This is a genomic window from Streptomyces sp. NPDC006925, from assembly GCF_042869575.1.
GTDB lineage: Bacteria > Actinomycetota > Actinomycetes > Streptomycetales > Streptomycetaceae > Streptomyces.
In genome coordinates this window covers 1-16,845 of sequence record NZ_JBIAGB010000012.1, presented here as the reverse complement: position 1 = coordinate 16,845, position 16,845 = coordinate 1, and the positions used below count along the sequence as shown (strand labels likewise).

General features: G+C 73.2%; 13 protein-coding genes and 1 pseudogene. 8 read left to right on the top strand and 6 right to left on the bottom strand.

All coding sequences use genetic code 11. From position 1 onward, the window contains the following. Positions 1–69 precede the first annotated feature (69 nt). Entirely contained in the window at positions 70–603 is a 534-nt protein-coding gene (locus ACFYNS_RS17790; RefSeq protein WP_360301827.1) for a helix-turn-helix domain-containing protein, read from the top strand. A 129-nt stretch (positions 604–732) separates the two neighbouring features. Here the strand turns inward: ACFYNS_RS17790 and ACFYNS_RS17785 are convergent, their stop codons facing one another. After that, complete coding sequence (locus tag ACFYNS_RS17785; protein ID WP_360301822.1) at positions 733–2,100, bottom strand: FAD-linked oxidase C-terminal domain-containing protein; 1,368 nt, start codon at positions 2,098–2,100, stop codon at positions 733–735. A 92-nt stretch (positions 2,101–2,192) separates the two neighbouring features. After that, positions 2,193–3,353 carry a 4-hydroxyphenylpyruvate dioxygenase gene (hppD, locus tag ACFYNS_RS17780; protein ID WP_360301819.1) on the bottom strand — a complete coding sequence of 387 codons (1,161 nt, stop codon included), beginning with the start codon at positions 3,351–3,353 and terminating at the stop codon, positions 2,193–2,195. A 150-nt stretch (positions 3,354–3,503) separates the two neighbouring features. Between hppD and ACFYNS_RS17775 the strand changes: the two genes are divergently transcribed. Then, on the top strand, positions 3,504–3,983 hold the full coding sequence (locus tag ACFYNS_RS17775; protein ID WP_360301816.1) for an Lrp/AsnC family transcriptional regulator: 480 nt from the start codon (positions 3,504–3,506) through the stop codon (positions 3,981–3,983). A gap of 30 nt (positions 3,984–4,013) precedes the next feature. On the opposite strand, the gene ACFYNS_RS17770 is transcribed toward ACFYNS_RS17775, so the two are convergent. From ACFYNS_RS17770 to ACFYNS_RS17755, 4 genes are all read right to left on the bottom strand, one after another. Continuing rightward, positions 4,014–4,838 (bottom strand): S16 family serine protease, encoded by an 825-nt coding sequence (locus ACFYNS_RS17770; RefSeq protein WP_360301813.1) that lies wholly within the window; start codon positions 4,836–4,838, stop codon positions 4,014–4,016. Between the two features lie 79 nt (positions 4,839–4,917). Then, positions 4,918–5,562, bottom strand: coding sequence for a helix-turn-helix domain-containing protein (locus ACFYNS_RS17765; protein WP_360301810.1), 645 nt, complete (start codon positions 5,560–5,562; stop codon positions 4,918–4,920). Between the two features lie 623 nt (positions 5,563–6,185). Continuing rightward, on the bottom strand, positions 6,186–7,994 hold the full coding sequence (locus ACFYNS_RS17760) for a DEAD/DEAH box helicase (protein ID WP_388603735.1): 1,809 nt from the start codon (positions 7,992–7,994) through the stop codon (positions 6,186–6,188). A 132-nt stretch (positions 7,995–8,126) separates the two neighbouring features. Further along, positions 8,127–8,780, bottom strand: a complete 654-nt coding sequence (locus ACFYNS_RS17755) for a hypothetical protein (protein ID WP_388603732.1) — start codon at positions 8,778–8,780, stop codon at positions 8,127–8,129. Between the two features lie 448 nt (positions 8,781–9,228). On the opposite strand from ACFYNS_RS17755, the gene ACFYNS_RS17750 reads away from it, so the two are divergent. The 6 genes and pseudogenes from ACFYNS_RS17750 (at position 9,229) to ACFYNS_RS17725 (ending at position 16,649) form a co-directional block, all read left to right on the top strand. After that, positions 9,229–10,737, top strand: coding sequence for an FG-GAP and VCBS repeat-containing protein (locus tag ACFYNS_RS17750; RefSeq protein WP_360301992.1), 1,509 nt, complete (start codon positions 9,229–9,231; stop codon positions 10,735–10,737). Between the two features lie 233 nt (positions 10,738–10,970). Next, a pseudogene (locus tag ACFYNS_RS17745) lies at positions 10,971–12,068 on the top strand (N-acetylmuramoyl-L-alanine amidase); the annotation flags it as partial. A 182-nt stretch (positions 12,069–12,250) separates the two neighbouring features. After that, positions 12,251–13,810: an MFS transporter gene (locus ACFYNS_RS17740; protein ID WP_388603730.1), complete on the top strand. Its 1,560-nt coding sequence runs from the start codon at positions 12,251–12,253 to the stop codon at positions 13,808–13,810. 58 nt (positions 13,811–13,868) lie between these two features. After that, positions 13,869–14,774, top strand: a complete 906-nt coding sequence (locus ACFYNS_RS17735) for a LysR family transcriptional regulator (RefSeq protein ID WP_360301986.1) — start codon at positions 13,869–13,871, stop codon at positions 14,772–14,774. A 220-nt stretch (positions 14,775–14,994) separates the two neighbouring features. Continuing rightward, positions 14,995–15,567: a cysteine dioxygenase family protein gene (locus ACFYNS_RS17730; protein ID WP_360301983.1), complete on the top strand. Its 573-nt coding sequence runs from the start codon at positions 14,995–14,997 to the stop codon at positions 15,565–15,567. After that, positions 15,567–16,649 carry a putative sulfate exporter family transporter gene (locus tag ACFYNS_RS17725; protein ID WP_360301980.1) on the top strand — a complete coding sequence of 361 codons (1,083 nt, stop codon included), beginning with the start codon at positions 15,567–15,569 and terminating at the stop codon, positions 16,647–16,649. The genes ACFYNS_RS17730 and ACFYNS_RS17725 overlap by 1 nt, the downstream gene beginning before the upstream one ends. Positions 16,650–16,845 lie beyond the last annotated feature (196 nt).

The following is a 16,845-nucleotide window of genomic DNA, read 5'->3' as shown; positions in this document are numbered from 1 at the left end:
TCGCTTGCCCGGGGCAGACTAGCACCCAAGGTTCAATGAATGAATCCGCTTCTTGGTAAGCTGGCGGCCATGGCGCTGAAGAAGGACTACGCGGCCCAGGACTGCGCGCTCGCCCGCACACTCGAACTCGTCGGCGAGCGGTGGACCATGCTGGTCGTGCGCGACGCCTTCTACGGCGTGCGCCGCTACAGCGACTTCCTCGCGCACCTGGACATCCCGCGCGCCGTGCTCTCCACCCGGCTGCGCACCCTCACCGAGTCCGGCGTCATGGAGCGGCGCCGGTACGAGGCGTCCCCGCCCCGGGACGAGTACGTCCTCACCGAGCCGGGCCGCCGCCTGTGGCCGGCGCTGTTCGCGCTGCTCACCTGGGGGCAGCAGTTCGCCTCCCGGGGCGCCCCGGCGCGCCGGCTGTACGTGCACGCCGACTGCGGGCAGGAGTTGGGCCCCGGCGGCGGGTGCGCGGCCTGCGGATCGGTCGCGGTGCCGCCGCAGGACGTGGAGGTGTACCCCGCCCCCGGCACCGACGGCCCCACGGCCCGCCAGGACGCCGTCAGCCGCGCCCTGCTGCGTCCGCACCGGCTGCTGGAGCCGCTGGACCTCTAGGAGCTCCCGGCGCGCGCCGGCACCGCCCTGGCGAAGCGGGCTCGCCGAGGTGTGCCGGGCGCCGACCGGAGGAGCCCGGACGGCGCTCCGGACCGCCGACGCGGGAGCCGGACCGCCCTCGGCAGGTCCTCAGAACAGCTTTCCCGGGTTCAGGATCCCGGTCGGGTCGAAGGCGGCCTTGACCGCCCGGTGGAGTCCGAGGCTCACCTCGCCCAGTTCCTGCGCCAGCCAGTCCTTCTTCAGCAGTCCGACACCGTGTTCACCGGTGATCGTGCCACCCAGCCGCAGGCCCAGTTCCATGATCGCGTCGAAGGACTCGCGTGCCCGGCGGACCTCGTCCTCGTCGGCGGCGTCGAAGCAGACGGTGGGGTGGGTGTTGCCGTCCCCGGCGTGCGCGCAGACGCCGATGGTCAGCCCGTACCGCTCGGCGATCTCCGCGGTCCCCTCCAGCATCTCGGCCAGCCGGCTGCGCGGTACGCACACGTCGTCGATCATCGAGGTGCCCTTGACCGCCTCCAGGGCGGTCAGCGCGGCCCGCCGCGCCTGGAGCAGCAGTTCGGACTCGGCGGGATCGGCGGCCGGTACCACCTCGCTCGCGCCCGCGGCCGTGCACAGCTCTCCCACGGCGCGCAGCTCCGGGGCGGGGTCGGGGGTGTCGAAGGCCGCGAGGAGCAGCGCCTCGGTGGTCTCGGGGAGCCCCATCTTCGTCATGTCGTTGACGGCGCGCAGCGTGGTGCGGTCCATCAGCTCCAGCAGCGCGGGCGTGTGGCCCGCCGCCATGATCCGGCACACGGCGTCGCAGGCCGCGGCCGCCGAGGGGAACTCCGCCGCCAGGGCGAGCTGCCGGGGCGGCTGGGCGCGGAGTCCGAGGACGGCGCGGACGACGATGCCCAGGCTTCCCTCGGAGCCGACGATCAGCCTGGTGAGGTCGTAGCCGGCCACGCCCTTGGCGGTGCGGCGGCCGGTGGACAGCAGCCGCCCGTCGGCGAGCACGACGTCGAGGCCGAGTACATACTCGGCGGTGACGCCGTACTTCACACAGCACAGGCCGCCGGAACCGGTGCCGATGTTGCCGCCGATGGTGCACGTCTCCCAACTGGAGGGGTCCGGCGGGTAGCTGAGGCCGTGCTCGGCCACCGCGCGGGAGAGCCGGGCGTTGACGACGCCCGGCTCCACCACGGCGATCCGGTCGACGGGATCGATCTCCAGGATGCGGTCCATCCGGACGAGGGAGAGCAGCAGGCAGCCCTCCACCGCGTTGGCGGCCCCCGAAAGCCCCGTTCTGGCGCCCTGCGGCACCACCGGGACCTGCCGGGCGTGCGCGGTGCGCAGCACGTGCCGCACCTGCTCCACGGTGCGCGGCAGCACGAGCGCGGCCGGGCGGCCCGCGGGGCAGAAGCCGGCCGTGTCGGCGGCGTACGCGCGCAGGACGTCGGGGTCGGTCTGCACCGCGTCGGCGGGAAGTGCGGACCGGAGCTGTTCGAGGAGCTCGCTCATTCCCTCAGCGTGGCAGCGCACTTGCGCCCGGGGAAGCCCCGCAGCCCCCTGTGCTGGGGGCTTCCCCGCCCACCCGGCGCGCGCACGGCGGGCTACAGGTTGCCGCGGCGTTCCTGCTCCCTCTCGATGGCCTCGAAGAGCGCCTTGAAGTTGCCCTTGCCGAAGCCCATCGAGCCGTGCCGCTCGATGATCTCGAAGAAGACGGTGGGCCGGTCCTGGACCGGCTTGGTGAAGATCTGCAGCAGGTAGCCGTCCTCGTCACGGTCGACGAGGATCTTCAGCTCGCGCAGCGTCTCGACCGGCACCCGGGTCTCGCCCGCCCACTCCCCCAGCGTGTCGTAGTAGGTGTCGGGGGTGTCCAGGAACCGCACACCGGCAGCGCGCATGCTCCGCACGGCGGAGACGATGTCGTTGGTGGCCAGGGCGATGTGCTGGACGCCGGAGCCGCCGTAGAACTCCAGGTACTCGTCGATCTGGGACTTCTTCTGGGCGACGGCGGGCTCGTTGATCGGGAACTTCACCTTGAGCGTGCCGTCGGCCACGACCTTGGACATGAGCGCGGAGTACTCGGTGGCGATGTCGTCGCCGACGAACTCCTTCATGTTGGTGAAGCCCATGACCCGGTTGTAGAACTCGACCCACTCGTTCATCCGGCCGAGTTCGACGTTGCCGACGCAGTGGTCGATGGCCTGGAAGAAGCGCCGCTCGGGGGGTTCGACGATCGGGTCCATGGCGGCGAAGCCGGGCAGGTAGGGGCCGTCGTACCCGGTGCGTTCGACCAGGGTGTGCCGGGTCTCGCCGTAGGTGGCGATGGCGGCCCGCACCACGACGCCGTGCTCGTCCTTGGTCTCGTAGGGCTCCTCGAGGCCGCGGGCGCCGTGTTCGACGGCGTACGCGTAGGCGGCCCGGGCGTCCGGGACCTCGATGGCCAGGTCGACGACGCCGTCGCCGTGTGCGGCGACGTGGTCGGCCAGGAAGCGGCCGCGCTCGCTGGTGGGGCGGATGACGGAGGTGAACACGAACCGCGCCGAGCCGGACTCCAGCACGTAACTGGCCGTCTCCCGGCTGCCGTTCTCCGGACCGGCGTAGGCGACGGCACGCATGCCGAAGGCCGTGGAGTAGTAGTGCGCTGCCTGCTTCGCGTTGCCGACGGCGAAGACGACCGCGTCCATCCCCTTGACCGGGAAGGGATCTGCCTGCCGTGCGGTCTCGGGGGGTGCCGGGTGGGTGGTCTTTCCGGATGCAGCAGTCATGGCGGCAGCGTCCCGCCGGGCCACAAGGTGCGCAATAGTTTGCGTTTCGACTGGGCAGGTTGTTCAGTGGAACACGGGACTGGGCGGACGATGTGTGCAATATGTGCAGCGCCTCCGCGCACTATGCCGACACTCACGGAGAGGCAACCCATGGGCATCGACCGATTGGACGGACGGCTGCTCGAACTGCTCGCCGAGGAGCCCCGGATCGGCGTGCTGGAGCTGTCCCGGCGGCTCGGCGTCGCGCGCGGCACGGCACAGGCGCGGCTGGACCGGCTCACCTCCAGCGGCGCCATCCGCGGCTTCGGCCCGCAGGTCGACCCGGCGGCGCTCGGCTACCCCGTCACCGCCTTCGCGACGCTGGAGATCAGGCAGGGCCAGGGCGCGGAGGTACGGGCGCACCTGGCCACCGTCCCCGAGGTGCTGGAACTGCACACCACCACCGGCAGCGGCGACATGCTCTGCCGCCTGGTCGCCCGCTCCAACGCCGACCTCCAGCGGGTCATCGACCGGGTCGTGGGCATCGAGGGCATCGTCCGCGCCTCCACGGCCATCGTCATGGAGAACCCGGTACCGCTGCGCATCGTGCCGCTGGTACGGCAGGCCGCACAGGACTCCGCCGGGCAGTGACCCCGCGCACGGCCCCGCAGCAGCCCGCGGTCAGCAGGCGGGGACCTTGCCGTCGGTACGGATCTCCTCCAGCGCGTCCAGCGCACCCTGGAGCGAGCCGACCGGCACCAGCCGCAGCCCCGAGGGCAGCTGCGCACCGGCGTCGTCGCACTGCTCCTCGGGAACGAGGAACCAGGTCGCCCCGTCGCGCCGGGCCGCCTGCGTCTTGAGCGGGACGCCGCCGACGGGACCCACCTTCCCGTCCGCGTCGATGGTGCCGGTACCGGCCACGGTGCGGCCGCCGGTCAGCCCGGAGCCGGCGCCGTTCCCGTCCAGCTTGTCGACGATGCCGAGCGCGAAGAACAGCCCCGCGCTCGGGCCGCCGACATCCCCCAGCCGCAGCTTCACGTGCACCTTCTCCGGGGAGCGGTGCAGTTGGCGCAGCGCAGCGGTGACGGCCTTGTGCTGCGAGTCCTCCATCTCCGCCGAGATGCGCTTCTCGGCGTCCTCGGTGTCCCCGCCGCCCGGGTAGACGGCGTCGCGGGGCATCACCGCCCGGTCGTCGCGGAACCAGGCCCGCACCACGCCGGGCAGCCGCACGGTGGCCTCGGGCCGGGTCGCGGCGATGGTGACCGACAGCAGCCGCCCCTGGTCACTCCCGTGCGTCTCGGCGCCCTCGACGGTGATCACGGGTTCGCCGTCGCTGCGGCCGAGCACGTTCGCGGTCTCGCCGGGCTGCGCGAGCGAGAACGGCAGCGGAGCGGACAGCGCCACGACGAACAGCAGGACGACGGGCAGCACGCAGAGCGCGAGCGTGCGGCGGCGGGTACGGCGCGGGCCTTCGGTCCCCGGGGCGCGGGTGCTGGATGCGGACACCCCCGCAATCTACCGACCGGGGCGCGGGCCGGTACGCAGACCCCGTACCGGGTCCCGTACCGGTCCACGCCCGGACCGCTCAGCGCAGCGCCGCGGCCGCCTCGTCGGCGGCCCGCACCACACGGTGGCCGACCTGTTCGGGCACCGTCTCGGACAGCATCACCACGCCCACACTGCCCTCGATGCCGTTCACGCCCAGCACCGGCGCCGCGGCACCGCTGGCACCCGCTTCCAGCTCCCCGTGGGTGAGCACGAAGCCGGGACCACGCTCGCCGTCGACACCGCGCCCGGCGAGTATCGCGCGGCCCGCGGCACCCCGGTCGAGGGGGTGGCGGAACCCCGTGCGGTACGCGACGTGGTAGTCCGTCCAGCTCGGTTCGACCACCGCGACGGCCAGTGCCTCGGAGCCGTCGACGAGGGTGAGGTGCGCGGTGGCGCCCACGTCCTCGGCCAGCGAGCGCAGCGCGGGCAGCGCCGCCTCCCTCACCAGCGGATGGACCTGCCGCCCCAGGCGCAGCACCCCGAGCCCGACCCGCGCCCGGCCGCCGAGGTCGCGGCGGACGAGGGCGTGCTGCTCCAGAGTGGCCAGCAGCCGGTAGACCACGGTGCGGTTGACGCCGAGCTTGTTGGACAGCTCGGTGACGGTGAGGCCGTGGTCGGTGTCGGCCAGTAATTTGAGGACACGCAGCCCTCGGTCGAGCGTCTGAGAGGTTTCCGCTGTCACGACGCCCCCCTCCCTCGGGTGAGTGACGGCAGCCGCGAGGGCGGACGCGTTCGAGAGCCACCTCCCCCGGCCCCCGGCCTGGGTCGGCACCCCGAGCGCAGCGCTGGAGGCCGCCGGTCGCGGTGGCACTGGAAAGAGCTGTTGCACAGCGAGCTGGGCAAACTGAGTGTCAACGGGATAACCGGCCGCCCGCGGCACCTCGCCACGGGCTGTGTGTCCGGGAAATTTAGCGAGCAGCACCGCTGACCGGAAGAGTCTGTCCAGAATCCGGGCGCCGCCTGACCGCCTTCGCCGCAAACGTCCCGAAGGTACGGTCTCGTATTCCTTTCGGAACGCCTTCTACCGCCCGGCGGGCCTTCCGAACGATTTTCCGTGGAATTTCCGAACGATTGCCGAACGAATTCCTGTTCTTCGGCCGGATCACCGGACGGTCGACCCGCCGAACGGATTCTCCGTGGGCTCCGGGGAAGGCGCCGGAACGCCACCGGAACCCCCGCAGCCGCAGCGGCGGCCGTGCCGTGGCCGCAGCTCGTCCGGAGCCGGCCGTAGCGGTGGCCGTCCGCACCCGGTGGCCGTCCGCACCCGGGGGCTGCCCCACACCGGGACCGCCCGCACGGGCCCGGTCAGCTCATCCGGGTGGCCCACTCCCGCACCTTGGCGATGCGGGCCTCGATCTGGTTCGCGGTCGCCTCCGCGCTGGGCGGCCCGCCGCACACCCGCCGCAGCTCGGTGTGGACGACCCCGTGCGGCTTCCCGCTCTGGTGCACGTAGGCACCCACCAGATTGTTCAGCGTGCGGCGCTTCTCCAGCAGTTCCTTGTGGGTGACCACGGGACGCTTGTCGGCGGGCGTCTCCAGCAGGTCGGCCTCACTGTCCGGACGCTTCCTGCTGTGCGCGATCTGCCGGGCCTGCCGCTTCTGGAGCAGCATCTGCACCTGGTCGGGCTCCAGCAGCCCCGGGATGCCGAGGTAGTCCTGCTCCTCCTCGCTGCCCGGGTGGGCCTGCATGCCGAACTCGGCGCCGTCGTACATCACCCGGTCGAAGACCGCGTCCGACTCCAGCGCCTCGAAGGGCAACTGGTCCCCGTCGGCGCCCTCCTCGTCCTGCTCCCGCTCCGCCTCCTTGAGGAGGTCGGCCTCCTCGGCGTACGGATCGTCCTCGCCGCCCTTCTTCGGCTTGTCGAGGACGTGGTCGCGCTCGACCTCCATCTCGTTGGCGAAGGTCAGCAGGGTGGGGATCGTCGGCAGGAAGACCGACGCCGTCTCGCCGCGCCGCCGGGAGCGGACGAAGCGGCCGACGGCCTGCGCGAAGAAGAGCGGGGTGGAGACGGTGGTCGCGTACACCCCGACCGCCAGCCGGGGCACGTCCACGCCCTCGGAGACCATGCGGACGGCGACCATCCAGCGGTCGGCAGGATTCTCCGAGGTCCGAAATTCCTCGATGCGCTGCGAGGCGCCGGTGTCGTCGGAGAGCACCACGGTCGGACCGGTACCGGTGATCTCGCGGAGCAGTTTGGCGTAGGCGCGGGCCGAGTCCTGGTCGGAGGCGATGACCAGGCCGCCCGCGTCGGGCACCGCCTTGCGCACCTCCGTCAGCCGGTGGTCGGCCGCGCGCAGCACGGCGGGCATCCACTCGCCGCGCGGCGCCAGCGCCGTGCGCCACGCCTGGGAGATGGCGTCCTTGGTCATCGGCTCGCCGAGCCGGGCCTCGATCTCGTCCCCGGCCTTGGTCCGCCAGCGCATGTTGCCGCTGTAGGAGAGGAAGATGACGGGCCGCACGACACCGTTGGCGAGCGCGTCGCCGTACCCGTAGGTGTAGTCCGCGACCGACCTGCGGATGCCCTCGCCGTCCTCGGCGTACTCCACGAACGGGATCGGGTTGGTGTCCGAGCGGAACGGCGTGCCGGTCAGCGCGAGCCGCCGGGTGGCGGGCTCGAACGCCTCCTGGCACGCCTCGCCCCAGGAGCGGCTGTCCCCGGCGTGATGGATCTCGTCGAGGATGACGAGGGTCTTGCGCTGCTCGACCCGGTTGCGGTGCAGCATCGGCCGTACACCCACGCCCGCGTAGGTGATCGCGACCCCCTGGTACTCCTTGCTCAGCGGGCCCGCGCTGTACTCCGGATCCAGCTTGATGCCCACCCGTGCCGCCGCCTCGGCCCACTGCTTCTTCAGATGCTCGGTCGGCGCGACGACGGTGACCTGCTGCACGACGTGATGGTGCAGCAGCCACGAGGCCAGGGTGAGCGCGAACGTCGTCTTGCCGGCGCCCGGCGTCGCGACGGCCAGGAAGTCGCGCGGCTGCCGCTCCAGGTACGCGTCCATCGCCGCCTGCTGCCAGGCCCGCAGTTTGCTGGCCGTGCCCCAGGGAGCGCGGCCGGGGAAGGCGGGCGACAGATGGTGGTTGTTGCTGGGGGTGGTGGGAGTGGTAGTCACGGTCTCCGGGGCGACGGGATGACGACGGGATCAGGTACGGCGGCGGCCTGCCGGCACAGCCGCGCCAACCCTACCGGGGGCGCCGGGCGTCCGGAGCGGCGCCGGGTCGCTGCGCCCGACCACCCGCCCGGATCACCGGGGCCGGGCGCGGGAGAACCGGTCCGGCCTGCCGTCGTCCCAGTCGAGCGTGAGGCTGCCACCCCCGTCGCCGAGCACCGCCCGGCCGGTCATGGCCCTGCCCCGGCAACTGCCGCCGAGCCGCAGGCCGCGGCTGACGGTTCCGGTGCAGCGTGCTCCGACGCCTTGCACCGTGTAGGAGCCGCCGGTGACGGTGAAGGTGACGGCCCGGCCGCTGACGCGGTACGGGAAGTACCAGGTCCCCTGCACCGCGTCGATCCCCGCGCCCGATTCGGCACCGGGCTCCCGCGGGGTGCCGCTGCCGCCGGGGCGGGTGCCGCGGGTGGCGGGGGCGCCGGTGGCGGATACGGGAGGGGACGCCGAGCCCGTCACGCGGCCGGTACCGGCCGCGGAGTCCTCGTCCGCTGGGGCCGTCTGGTCCGCGGGGGCGGCCGAGGGCGCGGCCGAGTGCGCGGGAGAGGCGGCGGTGGGGCCCGACGGGCCGGGCCGGGCGGACCTACCGGCGCTCCTGTCGGCGTCGGCGGTCGGCCGGGTCCGGTCGGTGGCGCCGGGATTCTTGCCGTCCCCTTCGCCCGCGCAGCCGGACAGCGCGAACACCAGGACCGCGGCGGCACCGGTGACGCGTGGGATTCTTGCCCGCACGAGCATTCCTGCTTCCTCTCTGCTGATCATCCGCGAACAGGGGCTGCCCGCCCGGAACGGAATCCTTCCCGCGGAGAGCGTCCCGGCGGCCCTGACAGTGCCGTCGCACACGGGCGGAATTCCGCGGAGTGCCCCGGATGGACGGCATGGCGGAGCACCTCCGGTGCTCGGCGCACACGGATCCCGCACGGCGGCCGTCCGGCCACGACACGGCGTGGGACCGGGCCGGCAAGGTGGCCTCCCGGCGGCCGGCCGGTGGCCGCCCGGTGGCCGCCCGGTGGCCGACGGGTGCGGTGTCCGACGACGAACCGGCTGTCGCGGGGCAACCCTTCACGCGCCTCGCGGGTCTCACGGACGACTGACCAAAGCCCCGGTCCCGGTCCGCCCCCGCAGGCTCAACTCCTTTTGCTCTCCCTGCCGCTGGAGTCCGGAGCACAACGACTCAGGAGGACGAGTGCGTCACCACGACCGTGCCACCCCCCGCACCACACCCGGTCGCACCGCGACAGCAAGCGCCACCGCCGTGGCCGCCCGCGCCGTCGGTGTGACGGCCGCACTGGCGGCCGGTCTCCTCTGCGCCACACCGTCGGTGGCGGCACCGGCGAAGAGCGCCGCAGCGCCCGGCGCCACCACGGCGGCCAAGAGCGCCGCCGCACCGAAGGCCGACTTCGACGGCGACGGATACGCCGAGACCGTCGCGGCGGCTCCCACGGCAACCGTCTCCGGCAAGTCGTACGCGGGGTTCCTCACCGTGACCTACGGCTCGGCGAAGGGCGCGGACGTCTCGCGCCGCCAGCTCTTCAGCGCCAACTCCGCGGGCGTGCCCGGCAGCGCGGAGACCTACGGGGCCTTCGGCCGCAACACCGCAGCCCGTGACTTCGACGGGGACGGCGTCACCGACCTGGCCGTCAGCGGCAACAAGGGCGTCGTCATCCTGTGGGGCGAGAAGGGCAAGGGCCTCACGAGCGCCACGCAGGTCTCGGGGGTCAAGAACGTCACCCGGCTCGTCGCGGGCGACTTCGACGGCGACGAGAAGCCCGACCTCGCCGTGGGCACCGGGGACTTCGACCAGGGGCTGACGGTGCTGTACGGCGGCTTCGGCCGGGACGGCAAGGCCGCCAGGAGCGACACCCGCGAGACCGGCCATCTGTTCGGGCCGACGTCGCTGACGGCGGGCGACGTCACCGGCGACGGCGTCGACGACCTCGTCACCACGCACGCCTTCGAGGAGATGTCCGAGAGCAGCGAGTTCTTCCAGGGCTCGACCGACGGGCTGGCCACCTCCTCCGAGCACGTCACCGACGCCGAGACCGGCGTCATCGCAGACGTGGACAAGGACGGCTTCGGCGACCTGGTGGTCCGCACCGTTCCGGGCGGCGTCGTGGAGGACCTGCCCCACGACCACGGCACGCTCAAGGTGCTCTACGGCTCGGCCGACGGCCCCGGCGCGCACCGCACGAGCACGCTGACCCAGAACAGCCCGGGTGTGCCCGGCGTCAACGAGGAGGGCGACGAGTTCGGCAAGGCCCTCGCGGCGGGCGACGTCAACGGCGACGGCTACGCCGACATCGCGGTCGGTGTGCCGGGCGAGGACATCGGCAGCGGCGCCTCGGGCAAGGACGCCGGGGCCGTCGTCCAGCTCCTCGGCGGCAAGAGCGGGCTGACCGGGACGGGCGCGAAGAACTGGGACCAGGGCAGCGCGGGTGTGCCCGGAGTGGTCGAGGCCGGGGACCGCTTCGGCGCGGCCCTGACCATGACCGACACCGACCGGGACGGCCGGGACGACCTGGCCGTCGGCGCGCCCACCGAGGACGGCGGCAGCAATGCCGTCGACGCGGGCGCGGTGTGGGTGCTGCGGGGCACCACGGGCGGACTGACGGCCGACGGCGTCGTCTCCTACGGGCCCAAGACCCTGGGAGCCCCGGAGGCGGGCTCCCACCTGGGCGCCGGCTTCGCCCGCTGATCCGGCGAGGGGCCGGCGGAACCCGCCGGCCCTGCGGGCGGCGCCGGTGCCGCGGTGGGGGCCGCGGCACCGGCGCCGTCGCGTCGGAAGTCTCAACTCGCGTGCAGCGGCGAAGGGTTGGGACCGGGGATCGGATGCCCGAACACCACCGAAATCGTTGTCATGCATGAGTCACATGAGTACTGTGACGCCCCAGGCGCCTGAGCTCCATCCCCCCACCACAGGAGCACGTCATGCCCGCACATCCGCATGCCCGCAGGCCGCGCACACGCGTCGCCGTCACCCTCGGCACCGCCCTGGGCTGCGCCGCACTGCTGGCCGGCGTCCAGCCCGCGACGGCCGGCCCGGGCGGCCCAACCCCCACGATGAACGCCTCCTTCGACTCGGCCGCCGAGAAGTACGGGATACCCCGCGACGTACTGGCCGCCGTCGGCTACGGCGAGACCCACTTCGACGGCCACGACGGCGCCCCCAGCCAGGCGCACGGCTTCGGCGTGATGCACCTGGTCAGCAACCCCTCCCGGCACACCCTCGAACGCGCGGCCGAACTCACCGGGAAGTCCACCGCACGGCTGCGCACCGACACCGACGCCAACATCCGCGGCGGAGCGGCCGTACTGCGCGGCTACGCCGACGCCCTCGGGCTCGACGCGGCGGAACGCGCCGACGCGGACGCCTGGTACCCGGTCGTCGCCCGCTACAGCGGCGCCCACGGCGCCGCCGCACGGCTGTACGCCGACAACGTCTACCGGATCCTGCGGCAGGGCGTCCGGGGCCGCGCCCCGGACGGCGAGCGGGTGTCCGTCGCGGCCCGTGACGTCCACCCCGCCAAGGGCGCCACCGGGTCGGGGCCCGCGACCCGGAGCGCCGACTACCCGGACGCCGCGTGGGTTCCGGCCGACCCGGCCAACTACGCCAAGGGCCGCAGCGCGGCGCTCGACACGATCGTCATCCATGTGACCCAGGGCTCCTACGCGGGCACCATAAGCTGGTTCCAGAACCCCGAGGCCAAGGTCAGCGCCCACTACGTGGTGCGCTCCTCGGACGGCGCGGTCACCCAGACGGTGCGCGACGCGGACACCGCCTATCACGCCAGAAGCGCCAACTCCTCCGCGCTGGGCATCGAGCACGAAGGGTACGTCGACGACCCGTCCTGGTTCACCGACGCGATGTACCGCTCCTCCGCCGCGCTGACCCGCCATCTCGCGGACGCGCACGGCATCCCCCTCGACCGAGAGCACATCATCGGCCACAGCGAGGCCCCCGGCAACGACCACACCGACCCCGGGAAGCACTGGGACTGGGACCGGTACATGAAGCTGGTCAAGGGCTGACGCGACGGCCGCTCGCAGGCCGGCACGCGAGCGGCCACAGGCGGGAACCGTGACCGGTCACGGCCAGACACACCGCGGCCGGTCACGGGCACCGCGGCCGGGACCAGGACCGGCGACCGAGCGGCAACTCCCACCACGGTAGGTGTCCCCCTCCCCGGACGCCGCTTACCGTGGTGGGCATGTCAGCGACCGAGCCCGGGGCCGTACCGCCGGACGATCCCGCCACCCGCCGCCGGGAGACCGTGCTCAGCAGCGCCCACCGGCCGCTGACCTTCGGCATCGTCTCCGTCGTCCTGCTCATCGCCTTCGAGGCGACCGCCGTCGGTACGGCCATGCCACTGGCGGCCGACGAACTGGACGGCATCCCGCTCTACGCGTACGCCTTCTCCGCCTTCTTCACCACGTCCGTGGTCGGCATGGTCGCCTCGGGCCAGTGGTGCGACCGCAGAGGTCCGCTGCCCCCGCTGACCACCGGCATCGCACTGTTCGCCGGTGGCCTCCTGCTGTCCGGGACCGCCGGGAGCATGTGGCTGTTCATCCTCGGCCGCGCCGTGCAGGGCGTGGGCGGCGGACTGGTGATCGTGGCGCTGTACGTCACCGTCAGCCGCGCCTTCCCCGAACATCTGCGGCCCACCGTGATGGCCGCGTTCGCCGCCTCCTGGGTGGTGCCCTCCGTGGTGGGGCCGCTGATCTCCGGCACCGTCGCCGAGCAACTGGGCTGGCGCTGGGTGTTCCTGGGCATCCCGGCACTGGTGGCACTGCCGCTGCTGGTGATGCTGCCGCCCCTCAGGAGCCGGGCCTCCGGACCGCCCCCGGCCTTTGGTCCCCCCGGAGAGGGGAGCGACCGGCGCGAGGGCGCGCGGCGGATCCGGCTCGCGGTCGCCGCCGCGCTGGGCGCCGGACTGCTCCAGTACGCCGGCCAGGACCTGCGCTGGAGCGCGCTGCCGCCCGCCGCCGCGGGGCTCTTCCTGCTGGCCCGCTCGCTGCGGGTGCTGCTCCCCCGCGGGACCCTGCGCGCGGCCCGCGGGCTGCCCTCCGTCGTGCTGCTGCGCGGAATGGCGGCCGGTTCCTTCATCGTCGCGGAGAGCTTCGTCCCCCTGATGCTGGTGACCCAGCGCGGGCTGTCGGTCACCCTCGCCGGGCTCACCCTCGCCGCCGGGGGCGCGCTGTGGGCGCTGGGCTCCTTCGCCCAGTCCCGGCCCCGGCTGGAGCCGTACCGCGAACGGCTCGTCGTCCTCGGCATGTCCCTGGTCACCTTCGCCGTCGGCTGCACGCCGCTGGTGCTGGTGGAGTCGGTACCCGTCTGGTGCCTCGCACTCGCCATGGGGATCGGCTGCTTCGGCATGGGCCTGACCATCTCCTCCCTCAGCGTCCTGCTGCTGCGGCTGTCGGCCCCGCAGGCGGCCGGACGCAACTCCGCCGCGCTCCAGTTGAGCGACGGCCTCTCCAACGTGCTGCTGCTCGCGGTGACCGGTGCCCTGTTCGCCGCGCTGGGCGGCGGTTCGGTCACCGTCACCGGTACCGGCGGCGCCGACGCCGCGGGGGCGGGCGGTGCGGACGCCGCGCAGCCGGCGGCGTTCGCGGCCGTGTACGCCGTCTCGGCCGTCGTCGCCCTCGCGGGCGTCGCGGTGGCCCGGCGGCTGCGACCTGAACTCCCCGCCGGGGACCCGGCGAAGCGCCGGACGTCCGTTGCGGAAGGGACGCAGGAGCCCATCGAGGCGGCAGTGCCGACGGAGTGATCCAGAAGCACAGAACCCCACCTCCCGCACCGACCCAAAATCTGCTTATGGTTCTGCCATGTTCGACTCGCGACACATCAAGACCTTCCACGAAGTGGTGCGCGCGGGTTCCTACTCCGCGGCGGCCCGAGCACTGGGCTACACCCAGCCCGCGATCACCCAGCAGATGAAGGCACTGGAGCGGTCCGTGGGCACCCCGCTGTTCGTACGCGTCGGCCGTCGGATGCGGCTCACCGAAGCGGGAGAGGCGCTCGCCCGGCACTCCGAGGTGATCCTGGAGAGCATCAGCACCGCCCGACAGCAGATGGAGTCCCTCACCAGGCTGCGGGCCGGCAAGGTCACCGTCTGCGCCTTCCCCAGCGCGGGCGCCACCCTGGTGCCCGAGTCCCTCGCCGAACTCGCCGCCGAACACCCCGGCATACGCGTCGAACTCCAGGAGGACGAGCCGCCCGAATCGCTGCGCCGCGTCGTACGCGGCGAGTGCGACATCACCCTCGCCTTCACCTACCCCGGACTGCGCGAACAGGTGCCCGAGGAACTGGTGGAGATCCCGCTGCTGGAGGACCAGCTCACCGTCCTGCTGCCCACCGGCCACCCCATGGCCAGGCGCCGCGCCGTGCGGTTGCGCGAGCTGGCCGACGAACGCTGGATCGCCGGCTGCCTGCGCTGCCGGGCCAACTTCCTGCACGAATGCGCCGAACTGGGCTTCGCACCCGAGATCGCCTTCACCACCGACGACAACCTGGTGGTGCAGAGCCTGGTCGCCGAAGGGCTCGGCGTCGCCATGGTGCCGGGACTGGTGCTCTCCTTCCTCGTCCACCGGAAGGTCACGGGCCGCGCACTCGACCCCGCCTCACGCCGCCAGGTCTCCGCGTACGTGCTGCGCGAGCACCTGGAGATCCCCGCCACAGCACGCGTACTGGCGGCGCTGCGCACCGTCGCGGAACGCCGCGTCGGCTGCTGACCGCTGCCGCGGAGGCCACCCCGTGCCATGGATGCGGCGCCTCCCCCGCGGGTCCGGCTCCCCTTCACCGACGCCGCGGTGGCCGCGCCGAGCGGGCCCGGCGCCGAGAGCCGACCGGACCGCCCGCCCACAAGCAAGCCGCCCTCCCATAAGCAGATACGAGGGAGGGGCCAAGGAACCGTCGTTGGACGTGATACGTGCCCGCCGCGACGCTGCCCGTATGACTGCGACGACGACCACCCCATCCGCCGCCCGGACCGCCGGGCGGCTGCACGCCCTCGTCGAGGACGTGCGCGAGGCCGTCGGCCGAGGGCTGCCGCCGGACGTGACCGCGTACCTGGTCGGCGAGAAGCTGGCACCGCACCTGGGCGCCGACGATCTGCTGACCGACGCCCAGTGCGCACCCGACCCCGAGCGCTACCGCCAGCACGTACTGCACGCGGAGAGCGACGGCAGCTTCTCCGTCGTCGCCCTGGTGTGGCTGCCCGGACAGGGCACCTCGATCCACGACCACGTCTCCTGGTGCGTGACCGGCGTACACCAGGGCGAGGAGCACGAGCGCCGCTACCGGCTGCTGCCCGCCGAGGCCGCGGGCGGCAGCGCGCGCCTCGTCGCCACCGAGGACGTCGTCAACCCGCAAGGAGCCGTCTGCGGCTTCGCCCCGCCCGGCGACATCCACCGGGTGTGGAACGGCTGCGAGGGCCTGGCCGTCTCCCTGCACGTCTACGGAGCGGACATCTCACGGCTGGGCAGCAGCGTCCGCCGGGTGTACGACCTTCCGGCCGACGCCTGATGGCCCTTCTCGGCAGCCGCGCGCGGGAGACCCTCCGCGGCGCGGACCGGCCCGCGGCGACCGGCGCCACCGCACCCGCACCCGCACGGACGCCGAGCCCGCTACCCGGACTCGCGTTCGCCGCACTCGGCGTGGCCGCGGCATCCGCCGTGCACCTCCTGGTGCCCGCCGTTCCGATGCTGACAGCGGCGGTCGTGCTCGGCATCGCGGCCGCACACCTGCCGGGGCTGCGCACCCTCGTCCGCGGAGCCGCCCGCCCCGGGCTCACCCTGGCCGGCAAGCGGCTGATGCGACTCGGCATCGTACTGCTCGGGCTCAAACTCGCCCTCGGCGACGTGCTCGAACTGGGCTGGGCCACCGTGGCGATGGTCGCCTGCGTCGTCACCGCCACCTTCTTCGGCACCGTGTGGCTCGGGCGCAGGCTCGGACTCCCCGGCGACCAGCCCGTACTCGTCGCCACCGGCTACTCGATCTGCGGAGCCTCCGCGATCGGAGCGGTCAGCGAAGTGCGGGGCAGCGAGGAGGAGGACGTCGCCACCTCGGTCGCGCTGGTGACACTGTGCGGCACCCTCGCCATCCTCGTGCTGCCCCTCCTCCACGGGCCCCTGGGACTGGACTCCGCCCAGTTCGGACGCTGGGTCGGCGCCGGCGTCCACGACGTCGGCCAGGTCGTCGCCACCGCCCAGACCGGCGGCCCGCAGGCCCTGAACGAGGCCGTCCTCGTCAAACTCCTCCGCGTGCTGATGCTGGCGCCCCTCGTCGCGGCAATGGTCCTCGCCGCACGGGAACGCCACGGAACCGGCCACCCTCCGCAGGGCCGACGCCCTCCCCTCGTTCCGCTGTTCGTGCTGGGCTTCCTGGGCATGGTGGCCCTGCGGACCACTGCGTGGCTGCCCGGCCCCGTACTCGACGGCGCCGCCACCGCGCAGGAGATCCTGCTGGCCGCCGCGTTGTTCGGACTCGGCAGCGCGGTGCATCTGCCGTCGCTGACCCGCACCGGAGCGCGGGTCGCCGCACTCGGACTCTGCGCCTGGATCGTCGTCGCCGGCGCGTCATACGGCGGCGTCCTCCTCACCACCTGACCCCCAACTCCCTTCGCGGGGTCAGTCCCCCTCCGCGGATGGCCCGGCTCCGTGGGGGCACGCCCCCGTCGTCCTTCGGCTGCCGCCGAGAGGTCGTGTCGGGGGGGCGCTGCCCCCCAACGGCCCCCCGCCAAGGGGGCTCCGCCCCCTGAGAAACCCCCAGGCACCAACACCTCTCCCTCCCCCTCCCGTATCC

Bases quoted from the DNA above. Each gene is read 5' to 3' on its own strand.
- ACFYNS_RS17790 (WP_360301827.1), top strand. From the start codon at position 70: ATGGCGCTGAAGAAGGACTACGCGGCCCAGGACTGCGCGCTCGCCCGC.
- ACFYNS_RS17785 (WP_360301822.1), bottom strand. From the start codon at position 2,100: ATGAGCGAGCTCCTCGAACAGCTCCGGTCCGCACTTCCCGCCGACGCG.
- hppD (WP_360301819.1), bottom strand. From the start codon at position 3,353: ATGACTGCTGCATCCGGAAAGACCACCCACCCGGCACCCCCCGAGACC.
- ACFYNS_RS17775 (WP_360301816.1), top strand. From the start codon at position 3,504: ATGGGCATCGACCGATTGGACGGACGGCTGCTCGAACTGCTCGCCGAG.
- ACFYNS_RS17755 (WP_388603732.1), bottom strand. From the start codon at position 8,780: ATGCTCGTGCGGGCAAGAATCCCACGCGTCACCGGTGCCGCCGCGGTC.
- ACFYNS_RS17740 (WP_388603730.1), top strand. From the start codon at position 12,251: ATGTCAGCGACCGAGCCCGGGGCCGTACCGCCGGACGATCCCGCCACC.
- ACFYNS_RS17735 (WP_360301986.1), top strand. From the start codon at position 13,869: ATGTTCGACTCGCGACACATCAAGACCTTCCACGAAGTGGTGCGCGCG.
- ACFYNS_RS17730 (WP_360301983.1), top strand. From the start codon at position 14,995: ATGACTGCGACGACGACCACCCCATCCGCCGCCCGGACCGCCGGGCGG.
- ACFYNS_RS17725 (WP_360301980.1), top strand. From the start codon at position 15,567: ATGGCCCTTCTCGGCAGCCGCGCGCGGGAGACCCTCCGCGGCGCGGAC.